The 16,407-nt window shown below is 32.4% G+C and carries 13 protein-coding genes; 9 read left to right on the forward strand and 4 right to left on the reverse strand.

From position 1 onward, the window contains the following. Positions 1–133: 133 nt before the first annotated feature. Positions 134–2,572, forward strand: coding sequence for a helix-turn-helix domain-containing protein (locus tag V1468_RS13970; RefSeq protein WP_331810842.1), 2,439 nt, complete (start codon positions 134–136; stop codon positions 2,570–2,572). Positions 2,573–2,631: 59 nt separating this feature from the next. Here the strand turns inward: V1468_RS13970 and V1468_RS13975 are convergent, their stop codons facing one another. The 3 genes from V1468_RS13975 to V1468_RS13985 are packed head-to-tail and all read right to left on the reverse strand — an operon-like array spanning position 2,632 to position 6,333. After that, positions 2,632–3,432, reverse strand: coding sequence for a T9SS type A sorting domain-containing protein (locus V1468_RS13975; RefSeq protein ID WP_331810843.1), 801 nt, complete (start codon positions 3,430–3,432; stop codon positions 2,632–2,634). Between the two features lie 17 nt (positions 3,433–3,449). Beyond that, positions 3,450–4,865 carry a hypothetical protein gene (locus V1468_RS13980; RefSeq protein WP_331810844.1) on the reverse strand — a complete coding sequence of 472 codons (1,416 nt, stop codon included), beginning with the start codon at positions 4,863–4,865 and terminating at the stop codon, positions 3,450–3,452. A gap of 1 nt (position 4,866) precedes the next feature. Continuing rightward, entirely contained in the window at positions 4,867–6,333 is a 1,467-nt protein-coding gene (locus tag V1468_RS13985) for an SUMF1/EgtB/PvdO family nonheme iron enzyme (RefSeq protein WP_331810845.1), read from the reverse strand. A 236-nt stretch (positions 6,334–6,569) separates the two neighbouring features. Here V1468_RS13985 and V1468_RS13990 point away from each other — a divergent pair, with 236 nt between their 5' ends. Further along, entirely contained in the window at positions 6,570–7,307 is a 738-nt protein-coding gene (locus V1468_RS13990) for a LytR/AlgR family response regulator transcription factor (protein ID WP_331810846.1), read from the forward strand. Next, positions 7,304–9,229: a tetratricopeptide repeat-containing sensor histidine kinase gene (locus V1468_RS13995; protein ID WP_331810847.1), complete on the forward strand. Its 1,926-nt coding sequence runs from the start codon at positions 7,304–7,306 to the stop codon at positions 9,227–9,229. The genes V1468_RS13990 and V1468_RS13995 overlap by 4 nt, the downstream gene beginning before the upstream one ends. Before the next feature lie 73 nt (positions 9,230–9,302). Here the strand turns inward: V1468_RS13995 and V1468_RS14000 are convergent, their stop codons facing one another. Continuing rightward, positions 9,303–10,445, reverse strand: coding sequence for an acyl-CoA dehydrogenase (locus V1468_RS14000; RefSeq protein ID WP_331810848.1), 1,143 nt, complete (start codon positions 10,443–10,445; stop codon positions 9,303–9,305). A 91-nt stretch (positions 10,446–10,536) separates the two neighbouring features. Between V1468_RS14000 and V1468_RS14005 the strand changes: the two genes are divergently transcribed. The 6 genes from V1468_RS14005 (at position 10,537) to V1468_RS14030 (ending at position 16,407) form a co-directional block, all read left to right on the forward strand. Next, on the forward strand, positions 10,537–11,604 hold the full coding sequence (locus tag V1468_RS14005) for an anhydro-N-acetylmuramic acid kinase (protein ID WP_331810849.1): 1,068 nt from the start codon (positions 10,537–10,539) through the stop codon (positions 11,602–11,604). A gap of 73 nt (positions 11,605–11,677) precedes the next feature. After that, positions 11,678–12,904 carry a Glu/Leu/Phe/Val dehydrogenase dimerization domain-containing protein gene (locus V1468_RS14010; protein WP_331810991.1) on the forward strand — a complete coding sequence of 409 codons (1,227 nt, stop codon included), beginning with the start codon at positions 11,678–11,680 and terminating at the stop codon, positions 12,902–12,904. A 16-nt stretch (positions 12,905–12,920) separates the two neighbouring features. Then, a complete protein-coding gene (nhaD, locus tag V1468_RS14015; protein WP_331810850.1) occupies positions 12,921–14,312 on the forward strand; it encodes a sodium:proton antiporter NhaD in 1,392 nt (463 codons plus the stop codon). Between the two features lie 64 nt (positions 14,313–14,376). Then, positions 14,377–15,081, forward strand: a complete 705-nt coding sequence (locus V1468_RS14020; RefSeq protein WP_331810851.1) for a MotA/TolQ/ExbB proton channel family protein — start codon at positions 14,377–14,379, stop codon at positions 15,079–15,081. A 2-nt stretch (positions 15,082–15,083) separates the two neighbouring features. Then, on the forward strand, positions 15,084–15,476 hold the full coding sequence (locus tag V1468_RS14025; protein WP_331810852.1) for an ExbD/TolR family protein: 393 nt from the start codon (positions 15,084–15,086) through the stop codon (positions 15,474–15,476). Between the two features lie 49 nt (positions 15,477–15,525). Next, complete coding sequence (locus V1468_RS14030; RefSeq protein WP_331810853.1) at positions 15,526–16,407, forward strand: energy transducer TonB; 882 nt, start codon at positions 15,526–15,528, stop codon at positions 16,405–16,407.

The raw sequence follows: 16,407 nt of genomic DNA on the forward strand, positions 1-16,407 counted from the left end.
GGAAGAGTAGGTCGCCGCCTTTTTTGAAAACCCTTACTAGTTAATAGTAAGGGTTTTTTTGTTGTTTATTATTTCTTATTAACCAATACCTTTAAGTTACTCTTTAACTATTAAATGGTTATTTTTACCATCAATGAATAATAATAAAGAGTTACAATTAGCTTGGGATTTCGTAAATAAAAGTCAACGAAATATTTTTTTAACAGGTAAAGCTGGAACAGGAAAGACTACGTTTCTTCATAGATTAAAATTAAATTCACTTAAAAGAATGGTTATTGTTGCACCTACAGGTGTAGCAGCAATTAATGCTAAAGGCGTTACTATTCATTCATTCTTTCAATTACCTTTTGGACCTATACTACCTGATGATATGCTTTCTGGTAATAATGGATTTAAAAATAAGTTCAGTAAAACAAAAATTAATATCATTAAATCGTTGGACTTATTGGTGATTGATGAAATTAGTATGGTTAGAGCAGATTTATTAGATGCTATTGATAAAATTCTAAGACGCTATAAAAATAGAAATCAAGTTTTTGGTGGTGTTCAAGTTCTTATGATTGGTGATTTACAACAGTTGTCACCTGTTGTAAGAGATAATGAATGGGAACTTCTCAAACCATTCTACAATAACGCTTATTTTTTTAGTAGCCATGCGTATCAATATTGTAACCCTATAACGGTTGAATTAAAGCACATATACAGACAAGATAATCCTAAGTTTATTCATATTTTAAATGAAATAAGATCTAATAATTTATCTAAAAATTCAATAGAAGAACTTAATAAACGATTTGATTCAAATTTTTCACCTTCAGAAAACGAAGGCTATATATTTTTAACTACTCACAACCAAAAAGCCGATCAAGTTAATAAATCAGAATTAGATAAACTGTCAACAAAATTAGTTAGCTATTCAGCTAAAGTTGAAGGTAAGTTTCCTGAACATTCTTATCCGAACGAGGATAAATTAGTATTAAAAGTAGGTGCACAAGTCATGTTTATTAAAAACGATAGCTCACTAGAAAAGCGTTATTTTAATGGTAAAATAGGAAAAGTTATTCATTTAGATAAAGATGAAGTTGTTGTAAAATGTCCTGATGATGATTTTACAATTATTACAAAACCTGAAACTTGGGAAAACATTACCTACAAAGTAGATAAAGAAACAGACGCTATAACTGAGGACAAAATTGGTAGTTACAAGCAGATACCTTTACGCTTAGCTTGGTCAATTACAATCCATAAAAGTCAAGGATTAACTTTTGAAAAAGCTGTTATTGATGCGGAAGGTGCTTTCGCACATGGTCAAACTTATGTTGCCTTAAGCAGATGTAAATCTTTAGAAGGTTTAGTCTTAAAAAGTAAGATTGATTCCAGTCATATTATAAGTGATACCAATGTTTTAAACTTTACCAAACGAGCTGAAGAAAACCAACCTGATGAAAAAGAATTGGAACAATCAAAATCAATCTTTCAGCTTCAATTAATTTCAGAAGTTTTTGATTTTTTTCAATTTATATATCCCTTAAATAGAGTTTTAGATATTTATTATAAAAATAGAGGAAGTATTGAAGGTAACCTAGAGCAACCTTTAACCAGTATAAAGGATTGTGCTACAAACTTATTGAAAATAGCAAATTCATTTAAAATTCAATTAAAAGAATTAGCGCAAAATAAGTTGCCAGAAAACGATTCTGTTATCCAAGAGCGTTTTAAAAAGGCTATAAGTTATTTTACTGAAGAAACTAAAACTAAGATTATTGACGTATATAAAAACTTTAGTTTTAGTACAGATAACAAAGCTTTAGATAAAGATATTAGCAAACAATTAGATACTATTGAAGAACTTATAGCGACTAAAAAACTCTATTTTTCTGAGTTGAAAGAAGGATTTGAAGTCAATAAGTTTTTAGGTTTAAGAGCTAAATCGGTCTTTCTAACTAAAGACAAACCAAAAAAACTAAGAAAAACTGTTATTGATGGTACAACAAATATCGAGTTATTTGAACTGTTAAGAGAGTTAAGAAATACACTAGCGCAAGAACACGATTTAATTCACTATCAAATATTCACTCAAAAAGCACTTTACGAAATTTGCGAAACTTTACCAACGACAAAACAAGAACTTCTTCAAGTCAATGGTTTTGGTAAAGTGCGAGTTGAAAAGTATGGAAATGATATTTTAACCGTAATTAGAGGGTATTGTGAAGAGAATGATATTGACACTTCAGATGCTAATCAATTTGCGTTTGTAGAAGAAAAAAAGCCAAAACGTAAAAAAGGCGACACACAAAAAGAGTCTTTAGTACTTTTTAAAGAAGGAAAAACCATAGAAGAAATTGGTCACCTTAGAGAATTAAATGAAAATACAATTTTTGGTCATTTAGCTAAATTCATTAAAACAGGTGAAATTAAAATTTCCGATTTAATGCCAAAAGCGCATTATCAAGAATTAAAAGAGTTAATACCAAAACAAACGTTTGATACACTTTCAGATTTAAAACATCAACTGGATAATAAATATAGTTACGGTGAAATTAGATTGGTTTTAAATGAGTTAACTAATTAAAAAAGCTCATTAGAAATAATGAGCTTCAATGTTTAAAAAACTAACTAATTGTAATGGTTTTATTCCTTAATTATTTTACGAGAAGTATATGTGTTGTTATAATATATCTTTGAAAGATATACACCACTAGCTAAATCTTCTATGTCTATTGTCCTTGTGTTTTTTACACTTAGAACCATTTTTCCTGTTAAATCAAATAGTTCAACTAAATCAATATCTAAATCTGTGATTACATTAAAATAACTTGTTGATGGGTTAGGATGAATAGTTAATTCTTCTAAATCAACATAAGTATTATCTTCAATGCTTAATGTTGCAAAGGAAAAATTTTCTTGACCACTAACAAGGCCTAGAAAATAATCTTGTGTAACAGTATTATCAATATTACTATTATAAAAACTGTCAACAGTACCACCTAAGCCCATTGCTATACTATCTGTATTAGATAAAATTTCTAAGAAACCCGAAGTAGGGCTGTTACTAACATCAAAATTTACTAGCTCAATCTGTTCGCTAGTTGTATGTGATAAAAGTGTTTGTCCTGGAGGTAAATTAAATACAAATGCATCTCTAGTTCCATCTCCTAGCCCAAAACTACTTAATGTTGAAGCAGGAACTTCAGTAACACTCCATGTTCTTGTATTGAATTGACTAACTGTAATAATATCGTTATTGCCAGTAGGTAGCATTAAAGCAAAGCCGATATCTGATATGTCAGTATTTCCAGAGGATGTAAAATCGGGTATAGCTACAATTGAAAAGTTATAATTTGAATTGTGTACAATCCCAAATTCATAACCTTGGCTGTATCCAAAAATGGATATAATTGCAAATAAAATTAGTGTGTAAATTTTCTTCATTTTGTGTTTTTTTAAGTTTAGTTTTCTTCAGGAACTGTTTCTTGTATAGTAAATGTTGCTAGATTTAAAATATTAAGTGGGAATGATAAAACGTTATCTTTAATGATGTTACTATCATTATTGACTCCTGAAAATTTCGTGTTTCCGTCCATGTTAATATCATCATTAAAATAGCCAGGTGATGAGAATGTTAGTAAATTGAGAATATTTAGCGGATCCATTAATACTAAATCTTTAATAACATTAGCATCGTTATCACTACCAGAAAAACGAATATTATTATCTCCATTTGCATCTCCTGCCCACATAGCCATACTACCATTATTAAGTAGAACTTGGGCATTATTTCCAAAAGTTGGTGTAGTATTATTAGTGAAATTCAATGTTGTCAATGAACTAGATAAACCTATAGGATTATTAGTCATTATTCCTAAATGATTTCTATGATTTACAACAACAAAATAATTATCCGTTAATCCTTCTATTATAATGTTTGATAGCCCGTCTAAATCAACAATATCACCATCACGTTGTAATAAGGCTGAACGAGAATTTATAACATTGGTGTTATCAGTATTGCTTCGTATTTCTAACCAAACCCAATCTACAATGTCATCTTCTGGGTTTCCATTACCAGTAGCTCCACCAGTATTAAAAACGTTTGGGTTGATTGCTAATAAATCTGAATAAGGACTTATCGAAGGAATGTAAGCATTACTCCTCAAGTCATCATTCATTAAATTTGGTGTTATCGGTGATAATGAAGGACCTTGGAGTATGACTTTGATGTTAAGTAATAAATCAACTAGTTGATTAGGATCTAGATAGACAATCTCTTGGTTTAATGAAAAGCCGTCACCATTTCCGCCTGCGTATAAAATTGCTAGTGTTGTATTTTCTAAAGTTGTTGCATTTAATGCCTTTATATCAAACCCATCACCATTACCTCCTTCGTATAATACCACTAAAGAGGTATTGTCTAATGTAGTAGCCAATAGTATTTTTATATCAAAACCATCACCATTGCCACCATTGTATAAAGCCGAAAGAGATGTGTTGTCTAAAGTGGTAGCTGATAATATTCTGTTTGAAAAACCATCACCATTACTACCCTCGTATAATACAATAAGTTGAGTATTATCTAATGTAGTTGCTGATAATATTTTTTTATCAAACCCATCACTATTACCTCCTTCGTATAATATAGTTAAAGGTGTATTATTTAAAGTAATTGCAGGCAGTAGTTTACTCGAAAACCCATCGCCATTACTTCCTTCATATAAAATATCGAGAGAAAGATTTGTGAGTGTAATGGATGATATTAATCTATCGGTATATCCATCACCATTAGAGCCTTCATACAACTGTGCATCAACTTGTATACTATACATTAGGGAAATAGTAAATAATAAAAAGAGAATTCTTTTTTTCATCTTATGGTGCAGTTCTAACAGCTCTAAACCCTAAACGATTGTTTCCAGTTCCAATCACTGATGCTCCGTCAAATCTGTCAGAAACTCTAATAAAGTCAGATCCATTTAACCAACTTCCACCTCTATAACTATATCCATCACCGGTAGAGTTGTTTGGCCAGTTAACGGCAGTTCCGTTTCCGGTAGAGCTTATAATTCCATTTCCATGTACACCTGTAAAGTTTCTTCCTTGGGAAGTTCCTACAGAAACACAACGCTCATATAAGTTACCAGACATTTCCATTATTCCGTAATATGTGCCACCAGTTTCTTCACGATTGTTGTTTACAGCACTTGCAGCAAAGACTCCATTACGTAAGGGACCACTGATGGTTCCGTTTGTGTCTGAATAAATTGCATTACCTGTATTGGTTTCTGGATTTGAGACTCGTTCACTTGAAAAACCTGAGTTTACTAGTGTGTATGCATTGGAAGCAATATTGGAACTTCCCCAAGCAAACTCACCTGGTTTTGGAAGAACGGGGCCACGACATGCTTTTTCATATTCTAACTCTGTCATTGGGCGCATTCCTGTCCAATCCATATATGCGTTCATATCTCCTGGGCTAATGTAGCTACAAGCTCTGTCTGGTGCAGAAGTGGTAGCACTTGCCGAACCGCCTGTCCAAGAAATAGTATTTCGACTTATAACACCATCACTATTTTTGTGACTGGCATCGGTTAAATCTCGATTTGTTTTTTGAGTTTCGGTCAAACTATTGAAGAACCCTAGCCATTGAGACTCTGTTACTTCATATTTCATACAATAAAAGGCGCCAAATCCTTTAGGGTACTGAGCGCCTAAAGTTCCGGATTGATCTCCACCACTCGCATTGTCTCCAGTATAATACAAGTTTCCAGAAGTATTGGCAATAGTGATGGCATTTTCAGAAGTAACCTGATAGGATGAACTTGTTGAAAAACCTCCAGCATGAAACTTATTAGATTCATTACCTGTAGTTCCTCCTAAGTAAAAAGCACCTTCAGGAACATATACCATTTCTATAGCAAATACTTGAATGTCAATAATATCGTCGGTGTCTGTGGAACCAAAATTCCAACGTAATTGGATGTCTTGAAAGTTTACATCACCACTACCATTAGCGTCTCTATATATAAACGCACCCATACCATCAGATGTTACATCCATTGTAGCACCAACAGGAGCAACAGAATTTGCTTGACTTACAATACCGTGAGTCCATGCTCCGTTATTTACTCTATACTTTACAAAAACCCAAGCAGCATCCCAATTAGAAGGGCCAGAACTAATACGCCAGGAGTTTTCCCAAGCTAGATCAAACTCTACGTGTACCCAATTAGAGACTTCATTTAAATTCTCTAGAGATATATTGTTAACTTGAATATTATTAGCATTAGAAAAATAAAAACACAACAAGAAGGGGATAAGTAATAAACGTAGTTTCATGATTTAATTTATTGGTTAATTAAGGATAAATTTATAGCCTATTTAAATCACCTAACCATGTGCTTGTGTAGTTGGTTATAAAAATTGTATGAATGGTAATTTGATTAAATCTATACGAGAGTTTTAATCTCAGAATTTAACCAAAGGCACATTTTTTTATACCAGTTATAATATATCTTCCATATAACAGTCATTAAAACTGTATATTTATATTACATTTTTTAAAGTGAACAGAAATGTTAAAAACTATACTTATTGATGATGAGTCTAAAGCACTAGATAGTTTAGCTTGGGAATTAGAAAATTTTTGTGATCAGATAGAGGTTTTGGATAAATTTACAGAGCCCAATAAAGCGTTAGACTTTATAAAGCATAATCACATAGATTGTATATTTCTTGATATAGAAATGCCTACCATGGATGGTTTTCAATTTTTAAATAAGATTGAATCAAAAGATTTTGCTGTTATTATTACTACTGCATATGATGAGTATGCCATAAAAGCAATAAAAGCACAAGCTATAGATTATCTTTTAAAACCAGTTGATATAGATGACCTTACAATAGCTATAGAAAAAGTTAGAAATCAAATTGAAAATAATAATCTTATTTCAGATAAATTAGAACGCATTTTAGAGAATTATAGTAAACAAGTAAGTGATAAAAAAATTACTGTCAATACTGACGGAAAACTAATATTTCTCAATATATCTGACATAGTGTTTGCGGAGTCAGACGGAAATTATAGTACATTTTATCTTAGCAATTCTAAGAAAATATTACTTACTAAGAAGTTAAAAGAGGTTAACCAAATACTTCCCGACAACCATTTTTTTAGAATTCATAACTCTTATATTGTTAATCTTGATAAGATAAATGAGTATGTTAAGTCTGATGGATATGTTGTTTTAGAGGGCAACCATAAGATTCCCATCTCAAGAATGAAAAGAAAAGAGTTTTTAAATAAAATATGACACTTAAAAACCATCCCTCAACTTTTTTGTGTGGTTTGTTAATCACAATACTTACTTTGAGTCATGTAAAGGCGCAAGAGAAAGTTATAGATAGCTTAATAAATGCTAAAGTACAGAATTATGAAGCTGTAAATAATTTATTAAAGCCATTCTCAAATGATTCTCTTGTAATTGATTCTTTCTACAAGAAATCACAGAAGAGAAATTACACTTTCGGTCAAGCCTATGCTGCAAATTTAATGGGTATATATTGCAGAAACACCTCACAATACGATAAGGCAATTAATTACCACAACGAGTCTGTTAATTTAGCAAGAGCAAATAACTATACAGATCTAGATATTATTGGTCTTAATATGCTTGGTGTTGTATACCGTAGAACAGATGCCATACGTACAGCGTTAGACTATCATCAAGAAGCGCTTGCAATTGCAGAGAAAGTTGATCCAAGGACAGGGTCAATAAAGAAAAGTATTGCAGTTTCTTTGAACAGTATGGGTAATATTTATTTAGCTCTAGATCAATTTGAAATTGCTATTGAACGTTTTTCTAAATCTCTTAAGATTGAAAAAGAAGTAGATAACAAATTGGGCTTGGCCATAAACTATCATAATATTGGCTATGCAAAAGAAGGTCTAGGTAAGTTAGACGAAGCCTTAGAGTATTACCAAAAATCTCTAGAGTATAATACTGAGATAAATTCTAAATTAGGAAAGGTTATTTGTAATAGTAGTATAGGTGGCATTTTCATTAAAAAAAATAAGGATGAAGAAGCAATAGAGCTTATGACTTCGATTTTAAAAGAAGCCAATGATTTACGAGATAAATTTCATTTAACAGGAGTTTATTCTAGTCTGGGATGGGCTTATTTAAAAACGGAGAATTACAAAAAGGCTAAATATTATTTAAATAAAAGTGAAGAGTTAGCAACAGAATATAGCTTTAAAAGCAGTTTAGAAGAGAATTATAGATATTTAGCGTTGTTGGCAGAAAAGGAGGGAGATTACGAAAAAGCCTATGAATATGAACAATTATCTCGTGATTTTTCGGATGAATTAAGAAAAGAGAAAAACTTTCAATATGTAAATGACATTATAATAAAATATGATACTGAGAAGATAAGTGACAAGCTAAAGTCTATTGAGCAAGAAAGAGAAATTGAAAAATTACGTTATCGCAAAAATAAAAACATACTTGTGGCTAGTTGTCTAGTGCTTTTTCTTATTATAATAATATCATACATTCTATACAGACAGAGGTTTCTTCAAAACGAAAAACACATTTTAACTTTAGAGCAAGATATTTTAAGAAGTCAAATGAATCCTCATTTTGTATTTAATTCTTTAAACTCAATCAAGCAGTATATTATAACTAATGAGCAAAAGCAAGCTGTTTTCTATCTAAACAAATTCGCAAAATTAATTCGAAAGATATTAGAAGCTTCAAAAACAAAAGAAGTCTCATTAGCAGAAGAAATTGAAACTATAGAATTATATTTTAGTATAGAGAATATTCGTTTTTCTAATGAGATAGTTTTAAATACTTATATTGATGACGATATAGATTTGCACTCTATAAGATTGCCGTCATTAGTTCTGCAGCCATTTATAGAAAACTCTATTTGGCACGGACTGTCTTCTAAAAAAGGGAAGAAGCAAATTGATATAGAGGTAACAAAAGAATCTAGCGATTTTGTCTTAATTAAAATTATAGACAATGGAATTGGCAGAGAGCAATCTGCACATATAAAAGAGAATAAAGTTATTAAGCGGAAATCCCTAGGTTTAAATCTTACAAAAGAAAGATTAACCAATTTTGTAAAGGACTTTAAAAATAAATTTACGTTACGTTTTGTAGATTTAAAAGATTCTAACAATAAACCAAAAGGCACTAAGGTAATTCTAGAATTGCCAATAAAATAGTTTTTAGATTATGACAATAAAAAAGGCTTCAACATTATATGCGAAGCCTTTTCAATTTTATATAATTGAAATATTATTCTTTAATAACACCTCTAGAAATTACAATCTTTTGGATTTCAGAAGTACCTTCATAAATCTGAGTGATTTTTGCATCACGCATTAAACGCTCTACGTGGTATTCTTTTACAAAACCATTTCCACCATGTATTTGTACAGCTTCAACCGTTTGTTCCATTGCAACTTTACTAGCGTATAATTTTGCCATAGCACTAGACATATCGTAATTATTCCCTTGGTCTTTATCCCAAGCAGCTTTCATTACTAACATACGTGCGGCTTCAATTTCAGTATACATATCTGCAAGTTTAAAAGCAATAGCTTGGTGGTTACAAATTTCGGTACCAAAAGCTTTACGCTCTTTACTGTATTTTAAAGCTAACTCGTAAGCTCCAGAAGCAATACCTAAAGCTTGTGCAGCAATACCAATACGTCCACCAGAAAGTGTTTTCATTGCAAATTTAAAACCAAATCCGTCTTCACCAATTCTGTTTTCTTTTGGTACTTTAACATCGTTAAATTGAAGTGTATGTGTATCACTTCCTCTAATACCAAGCTTATCTTCTTTAGGACCAATATCAAAACCAGGAGTGCCTTTTTCAACAATAAATGCATTGATTCCTCTGTGACCTTTTTCTCTGTCTGTTTGCGCAATTACCAAGTAAACATCAGAACGACCACCATTGGTAATCCAGTTTTTTGTACCATTAATTACATAATGATCACCCATATCAATTGCAGTTGTTCTTTGCGATGTTGCGTCACTACCTGCTTCAGGTTCACTTAAACAAAAAGCGCCAATTTGCTCTCCAGTAGCTAGTTTTGTGAGGTATTTTTGTTTTTGCTCTTCAGTACCAAATGCCTCAAGACCATAACAAACCAAAGAATTATTTACAGATACCATTACCGAAGCAGAAGCATCGATTTTAGATAACTCTTCCATAATTAATACATAGGAAATAGCGTCCATACCACTACCACCATACTTTGGGTCTACCATAATTCCCATAAATCCTAATTCGCCCATTTTACGAACTAATTCGTCCGGAAAAGTTTGTGTATTATCACGTTCTATAACACCAGGAAGTAATTCTGTTTGAGCAAAATCTCTGGCAGCATCACGAATCATTAAATGTTCTTCAGTTAAGCTAAAATCCATATAGTAAATTAATTATTGATTTGTTAAAAAATTCATGCAAAGATAACGCTTTCTTGCTGTATTTTCAATAAGTAATATTATTTTTACTAATATGATAAAAACTGAATATAAAGTTGTAGCTGTAATGTCTGGTACCTCATTAGATGGTATAGATATTATTTATGCAGTTTATAATTTTCATAAGGATTGGAGCTTCAAAATTCATCATGCGGAAACTCTAAAATACTCAACCAAATGGAAAACTGATTTAAGCAATCTTGTAAACAAATCTCTTGAAGAATTAAGAGAATTAGATATCGCTTATTCCAAGTATTTGGCGAACGTAATAAAGACTTTCATAGCTAAGTACAACCTTAATGAGATAGACTTTGTGTCTTCCCATGGACATACAGCACTTCATCAACCCGAAAACAAGCTTACTTATCAAATAGGAAATAGAACGGTTTTAGCAGATAAATTACAACAAAAAGTTATTTGCGATTTTAGAGTACAAGATGTTGAATTCGGTGGACAAGGCGCTCCGTTAGTGCCAATAGGTGATAGGTTGCTTTTTTATAACTATGATTATTGTTTGAATTTAGGTGGGTTTGCCAATGTCTCATTTGAAGAAAATGAAAAACGAATAGCTTTCGATATTTGCCCAGTTAATATTGTGATTAATCATTTTGTTTCAAAAATTAACTTAGAATATGATGATCGCGGAAAAATTGCGTCGTGCGGAAAAGTACACGAAGGCTTGTTAAACCAATTAAATCAACTCGAATTTTATAAACAATCTGCGCCAAAATCGTTAGGCTTAGAATGGGTGAAAACACATGTCTTTCCTATTATTGATAGATTAGAGCTTAAGACCGAAGATATACTAAGAACTTTTACTGAACATATTTCGATACAAATAGCTTTAGTTTTAAAAGATGAAGCAAAAAGTATACTCATTACAGGCGGAGGAGCTTACAATGATTTTTTAATAGAACGACTTAAATTAAAAACGAAGTCTAAAATTATAATTCCTGATAGCCAAATAATTGAATTTAAGGAGGCTCTAGTATTTGGCCTATTGGGTATTCTTAGAGTTAGAAATGAAGTTAACTGCCTTAAAAGCGTTACAGGAGCAAAGCAAGATCATTCTTCAGGAAAAATTTTAAATCCTAAATCTTAAAATTAATATTTAATTCACTTTTTAGGGTTTTTAGTTTTTTATATTTGTTACAAATAAAAACTTACTAAAATTGATAAAAGAGTTACTTCAGAAGTACGAAGATAAATCCCCAGAAATAGTGTTCCATTGGAACGATCCAGAAACCGAGGCAGAAGGCTGGACGGTTATAAATTCATTAAGAGGAGGTGCTGCTGGAGGCGGAACCAGAATGCGTAAAGGCTTAGATATGAATGAGGTTCTATCTTTAGCTAAAACTATGGAAGTTAAATTTACAGTATCTGGTCCGGCAATTGGAGGAGCAAAATCTGGAATAAACTTTGACCCGCAAGATCCTAGAAAAAAAGGTGTTTTAGAACGTTGGTATGCAGCGGTTTCACCTTTGTTAAAAAGTTACTACGGAACAGGTGGAGATCTTAATGTAGATGAAATACACGAAGTTATTCCTATTACAGAAGAAAGTGGTGTATGGCATCCACAAGAAGGTGTTTTTGAAGGCCATTTTAAGCCAACCCAAGCAGATAAAATCAACAGAATAGGTCAGTTAAGACAAGGGGTAATAAAGGTTATTGAAAATCCTGAATATTCTCCAGATGTGTCTAGAAAATATACAGTAGCAGACATGATTACTGGATATGGTGTTGCCGTTGCTGCCAAACATTTTTATGATATAGATGGAAACTCTATAAAAGGAAAACGTGTGGTAGTTCAAGGGTTTGGTAATGTTGGTGCTGCTGCTGCATTTTATTTTGCGCAAATGGGAGCTAAAGTTGTTGGTATTATAGATAGAGTAGGTGGTCTTATTAGAGAAGAAGGTTTCTCTTTTGAAGAAATTACCAATCTTTATCTTAACAAAAATGGTAATACACTTGTGGCTGATAGCCTTATTCCATTTGATGAAATCAATCAAAAAATATGGTCATTAGAGACTGAAATATTTGCACCATGTGCTGCATCTAGATTGGTAACAAAAGAGCAGATTGACAAGATGATAGATACTGGTCTTGAAGTTATAACCTGTGGCGCAAATGTACCTTTTGCTGACAAAGAGATTTTCTTTGGTCCAATAATGGAACATACAGACCAAAAAGTAAGCTTAATTCCTGATTTTATTTCTAATTGTGGAATGGCAAGGGTATTTGCTTATTTTATGGAACGCAAGGTTTTAATGACAGACGAAGCAATTTTTAATGACACTTCAGATGTTATTAAAAAAGCCCTTAAAGAAGTTAAAGATAACAACCCTACTGGAGTCGGAATTAGTGAAACCGCATTTGAAATTGCACTAAGACAATTAATATAAACATATCCCTTAATATATGGAAACCGTAATAATTCTCGTATTTGTATTTGGTTACTTAGCCATTACGTTAGAGCATAATATTAAAATAGATAAACTAATCCCAGCCCTTGTAATGATGGCTATAAGTTGGGCATTAATATCTCTTGGAATTGATGATTTTACGCAGTGGTTTGATTCTGCCAAACATAGTCTAATGGAAAATTTTGGTCTCTTAAATCATGAAGATAAAATGCATCTTATGGAAGAGACTTTACTTCATCATTTAGGCAAAACAGCTGAGATTTTGGTGTTCCTTCTAGGAGCAATGACCATAGTTGAAATCATAGATTATTTTGATGGTTTCTCAACGATTAAGTCAGCAGTAAACTTCAACAGTAGAAAGAAGTTACTATGGATGTTTTCAATTTTAGCTTTTATCTTATCAGCTATTATAGATAACCTAACAGCTACAATTGTTTTAATTTCAATATTACAAAAAATTGTAAAAGACAGAGACGTAAGAATTTGGTTTGCAGGTTTAATTATTATTGCCGCAAATGCAGGTGGTGCATGGTCACCTATCGGAGATGTTACAACAACAATGCTTTGGATAGGAGATAAGGTATCTACAGGTAAGTTATTCTCATATTTGTTTATACCTTCTGTATTATGTATGGCAGTGCCAACTTTTATAGCGTCCTTACTTCCTGCATTTAAGGGTACAGTAGAATTACAAGAAGAGGATAATAAACCAAAGAATAAGTTTAGTTCTACTATGTTATTCTTAGGCCTAGGTGCAATTATATTTGTTCCAGTTTTTAAAGTAATTACGCATTTACCTCCATATGTAGGTATGATGCTTTCGCTTGGTGTGGTGGCTATTTTTGCAGAAGTATACAGTAATTCTAAGTTTGCAATTTCATCAGCAGAAACATCGGAACATGATTCGCACGCAAGCCATAGTCCTGTGCATTACTCACTTTCTAAAATAGAATTGCCAAGTATCTTATTCTTCTTAGGAATATTAATGGCAGTTGCAGCTTTAGAGTCGCTAGGAATTTTATTTGGTTTTGCAGATAGTTTACAGAACTCTATGCCAATGCTAGGTACAGAATATCATGGAGAGGGAGTGTCAGACTTAGTAGTATTATTACTAGGTGTTGGCTCGGCAGTAATCGACAACGTACCTTTAGTTGCAGCTAGTTTAGGAATGTTTTCTGAACCAATGGATAACGAATTATGGCACTTTATAGCATATTCTGCAGGTACTGGTGGTAGTATGTTAATTATTGGTTCTGCGGCTGGTGTTGTAGCAATGGGTATGGAAAAGATTGACTTTTTCTGGTATTTAAAGAAAATTTCTTGGTTAGCACTTATTGGATTTTTAGCAGGTGCCGCAGCCTTTATGGTAACAAGAGTAGTTTTTTAATATACTTAAGTTAAAAACTTAGCGTTATATTTAACAACAACTTAAATAACTTAAAATTTATTATATGATATTACTAAGTAATATTCAAGATGGTGTAGAAGTTTTAGCTGATGGAACCTCAGGCGAACAAGTAGAAAAAACGCTTTCTATTATAGAGCTAATTACAAGTGGAGGACCTTCAGGAATTGTAATTATCCTTGTGTTATTTATACTTCTTATTGCTGCAACATATATTTATTTTGAAAGAATTTTTGCCATCAAAGCAGCTTCAAAAGTAGATTCAAACTTTATGAATCAAATTAAAGACCATGTGAGTAATGGTAAGATAGACTCTGCTCAGATGTTGTGTGCGCAGCAAAATTCACCAGTATCTCGATTAATAGGTAAGGGTATTACCAGAATTGGTAAGCCTTTAGAAGATATAAATACAGCCATTGAGAACGCTGGTAGATTAGAGATTTATAGCCTAGAAAAGCATGTTAGTATACTAGCAACAATTTCTGGAGTGGCACCTATGATAGGGTTTTTAGGAACTGTAATAGGTATGATTTTATCAATTTTTGAAATTGCCAACTCAGGTGGTTCAATAGATATTAAATCTTTAGCAGATGGACTATATACAGCAATGACAACTACAGTAGGTGGATTAATAGTTGGTATTGTTGCTTATGTAGCGTACAATCACTTGGTGGTAAGAACCAACAAAGTTGTGTACCAAATGGAAGCTAACTCTGTAGAGTTTTTAGATCACTTAAACGAACCAATCTAATTATGAATATTAGAGGAAGAAATAAAGTAACACCAGAATTCAATATGTCGTCTATGACAGATATTGTATTCTTGTTGTTAATATTCTTTATGATAGCATCGACATTGGTTTCTGCTGAAGCAATAGATTTGTTATTACCGAGTTCAACTAGTAAAACAACTCAAACTAAAAACGTATCTGTAAGTGTAAACAAAGATCTTCAGTATTTTGTAGATATGAAGCAAGTGCCTAAAAGTCAGTTAGAGACTGAAGTGTTATCTAAATTAGGAAATTCAGATTCTAGAACTATAACAATACGTTCAGACGAAAATGTTGATCTAAAGCATGTTGTTTACATTATGGATATTGCTAATAGAAATAAGATAAAATCTACTTTAGCAGTAAAATCTAATTAGCGGCATTATTTTTGAAATGCCATAATAGAATTGAAAGTACCAGAGTAAAGTGAAATATTTAGAGACCATACATCAACGTAATGCAGCTAGGATAACAGTTCTTATTGCTCTGTTGTTGTTTTTGTTGTTGTTTTTTGTTGGTCCGCAATATTTAGATCCACCAGAAGAATATGGTGTTGCTGTTAATTTTGGAACTACAGATGTTGGTAGTGGTAGCAAACCACTAAGTCAACCCAGAGAAGCTGTTACAGAAGAAGTTGTTGAAGAGTCTCAGCCACAAGAAGCTGAAGTAACACCTACTGAGCCAGCAGAATCTACACCAAAAGCAGAAGATGTTTTAACACAAGAAGAAGCCGAAGCTATTGCCATAAAAAAACAAAAGGAAGCTGAGGCTAAAGCTAAAGCAGATGCAGAAGCAAAGGCCAAAGCCGAAGCAGAACGAATCGCAAAAGAAAAACGTGAAGCTGAAGAACGCAAAAAACGTGAAGAAGCGGAGAAAGTAAAAAATCTTGATAATCTTATTGGAGGTGTAAAAAACTCAAAAGGTAATGACGATGGAGGTGAAGGAGATGATAACGTAGGAGGAAATAAAGGACAGTTAGATGGCGACCCTTATGCACCTAGTTATTTTGGTGGTTCAGGACCAGGAAAAGGAGGAGTTGGTTATGGACTTGGTGGTCGAGGAAAACCTTCTCGTCAAATTTACAAGCAAGATTGTAACGAATATGGTTTAGTTGTCGTAAGAATAGAAGTTAACAGACAAGGAAAAGTTGTTAAAGCTACTCCAGGAATTAGAGGTACGACTAATACAGCACCATGTTTGTTAGAACCAGCTAAAAAAATCGCAATGTCTCACAAATGGCCAGCAGATTCAAACGCACCTGCTACTCAGGTAGGTTTTGTGAGTATTAACTTTGATATCGGTCAATAA

It is taken from the genome of Winogradskyella poriferorum (genome assembly GCF_036553625.1).
GTDB classification, from domain to species: Bacteria; Bacteroidota; Bacteroidia; order Flavobacteriales; family Flavobacteriaceae; genus Winogradskyella; species Winogradskyella poriferorum.